The sequence below is a fragment of the Deferrisoma sp. genome (assembly GCF_054681715.1).
The window spans coordinates 1-2,442 of the sequence record NZ_BAAHFQ010000270.1; the positions used below are offsets into that span (position 1 = coordinate 1).

The 2,442-nt window shown below is 74.5% G+C and carries 3 protein-coding genes; 2 read left to right on the forward strand and 1 reads right to left on the reverse strand.

What is annotated here, in order from left to right:
* Both ACY0I8_RS17715 and ACY0I8_RS17720 read left to right on the forward strand, forming a co-directional pair.
* Positions 1–1,070 (forward strand): RQC domain-containing protein (locus ACY0I8_RS17715; protein ID WP_461395802.1); only part of this gene is annotated, 1,070 nt, incomplete at its 5' end.
* Complete coding sequence (locus tag ACY0I8_RS17720; RefSeq protein ID WP_461395803.1) at positions 1,067–1,786, forward strand: uracil-DNA glycosylase family protein; 720 nt, start codon at positions 1,067–1,069, stop codon at positions 1,784–1,786. The genes ACY0I8_RS17715 and ACY0I8_RS17720, both read left to right, overlap by 4 nt.
* Positions 1,787–2,035: 249 nt before the next feature.
* Here ACY0I8_RS17720 and ACY0I8_RS17725 read toward each other — a convergent pair.
* On the reverse strand, positions 2,036–2,442 hold a 407-nt coding region (locus ACY0I8_RS17725), incomplete at its 5' end, for a CoA-transferase (protein WP_461395804.1).

Sequence of the window (2,442 nt, forward strand, 5' to 3'; positions counted from 1 at the left end):
CCCACCAGGACCGGTTCCTCAAGGACGAGGGGGTCGTGGTGGTGGCCACGGTGGCCTTCGGCATGGGCATCGACAAGCCCAACGTGCGGTTCGTGGCCCACCTCGACCCGCCCAAGAGCCTCGAGGCCTACTACCAGGAGACCGGCCGGGCCGGCCGCGACGGGCTGCCCGCCGAGGCCTGGATGGCCTACGGGTTCTCCGACATCGTGGCCCTGGGCCGGCTCCTGGAGCTCTCGGAGGCCGACGAGGCCCACCGCCGGATCGAACGACGCAAGCTCGACGCCCTGTGGGGGTACTGCGAGGCGGCCGGGTGCCGGCGCCAGGTGCTCCTGGGGTATTTCGGCGAGGCGCTGGAGCACCCCTGCGGCAACTGCGACACCTGCCTCGAGCCGGTGGAGACCTGGGACGCCACCCTGGCGGCCCAGAAGGCGCTCTCGTGCGTCTACCGCACGGGCCAGCGGTTCGGGGTGGGCCACCTGGTGGACGTGCTCCGGGGCCGGGAGACCGCGGCGGTGCGTCGGTGGGGCCACCACCGGGTCAGCACCTTCGGGATCGGGACGGACCTGGACGAGCGCACCTGGCGCTCGGTGTTTCGCCAGCTCGCCGCGGCCGGGCTGGTGGAGCCGGTGCCCGAGGGCCACGGGGCGCTACGGCTCACGGCCCGGGCCCGGCCGGTGCTCCGGGGGGAGCGGGAGCTCCGGCTCCGGAGGGACCCGGTGGCCGGGCGGACGCGGACCAGGAGTCAGCCGCAGGCAGCCTCCGCGGTCCCGGCCGAGGCCGAGGCCCTGTTTCAGCGCCTTCGGGCCTGGCGGCTCGAAACCGCCCGGGCCCAGGGCGTTCCGCCCTACGTGGTGTTCCACGACGCCACGCTCCGGGCCGTGGCCGAAGCCCGGCCGGGAACCCTGGAGGAACTGGCCGAGGTACCGGGGATCGGTCGGGCCAAGCTCGCCCGGTACGGGACCGAGGTCCTGGCCGTCGTGGCCGGACCCGGCCCCGCGGCCGCCGCGCCCGGCGGCGGACCGAAGACCGGTAACCGAAGACCGCCCTCCCGAGAGAAGTCCACGCCGTGACCCACCGCGACATCACCGACCGCCTCGTGAACGCACTCGACGGGCTCCGGTTCGGCGAACCCGTGGCCTACGTCTACAATCCCCTCGTGTACGCCCGGGCCCCCTACGACCTCTACTGGGACCGCTACGGCTCCCCGCCCAAGGAGGTGGTGTTCCTCGGCATGAACCCGGGCCCCTTCGGCATGGCCCAGACCGGGGTGCCCTTCGGCGCGGTGAGCCGGGTGCGGGGCTGGCTCGGGGTCGAGGCGCCGGTGGGCAAGCCCGACCGGGAACACCCCAAGCGGCCGGTGGAGGGGTTCGGGTGCCCCCGGGACGAGGTGAGCGGGCTTCGGCTGTGGGGGTGGGCCGCCGAGCGGTTCGGGAGCCCCGAGCGGTTTTTCGCCCGGTGTTTCGTGGCGAACTACTGCCCGCTCCTGTTCCTCACGGCCTCGGGCCGGAACCTCACCCCCGACAAGCTGAAGAAGGCCGAGAGGGAGCCCCTGTTCGCGGCCTGCGACCGGGCGCTCCGGGACACCGTGGCGCTCCTGGGGCCCCGGATCGTGGTGGGGATCGGCGCGTTTGCCGAGGGCCGGGCGCGGGAGGCCCTTGCCGGCACCGGCGTCCGGGTGGGGAGGATCAGCCACCCGAGCCCGGCGAACCCCCGGGCCAACCGGGGCTGGGCCGACCTGGTGGACGCCGAACTCGAGGCCCTGGGGATCCGGGAGCTCTATCCCTGATAGCTTCAAGAGAGTTACCCGACGCGGGTGGGGGGCTGGCTCCGGCCGGGCGCGAGTGCAGCACCCCTTTCGCCGCGCCTTCTCATGCCGTTGCCAGCTTGGTAGGCCGGGGCATGGGTGGCGGAAGTTCCGGATCTTCGAAAGCGATCCAAGCCTGGTGGGGGCGCGGCGACGTGAGGGGCCGCACCCGGCTCTCCACCAGCCCCCCACCCGCTGGTTTCCGCAGCAGCACCGAGGCCTGGCGCTGCGTCACCCGCCCCGTTTCAGGAACACCCCCTCGGGGTCCACGACCCGGCGGAGGATCTCGAGCTCCTCGGCCGTGGGCGGCGGGGTTTCCACGGCCTCGGAGACGTCGAGGGGGAACCCGGTCTCGGCCTGGACCCGCTCGGGCGCGACCCCCGGATGGGCCGAGGCCAGGTAGGGCTCCTTCGTGTCGGGCCGGAACCGGAGGATCCCCAGGGTCGTCACCACGGCCGCGGGGCCGCCCCGGCCGATGCCCGCCCGGGCCCGGGAGTCGCCGCCCTCGAGCCACCCCGGGCTCGTCCGGTAGTCCACCCGCTCCGGGAACCGGCGGCGCTCGTGGCGGGCGATGATCACGGTGCGCCGGGCGAGCGCGGCCACGTCGGCCGCCCCCCCGCTCCCCGAGAACCGCACCG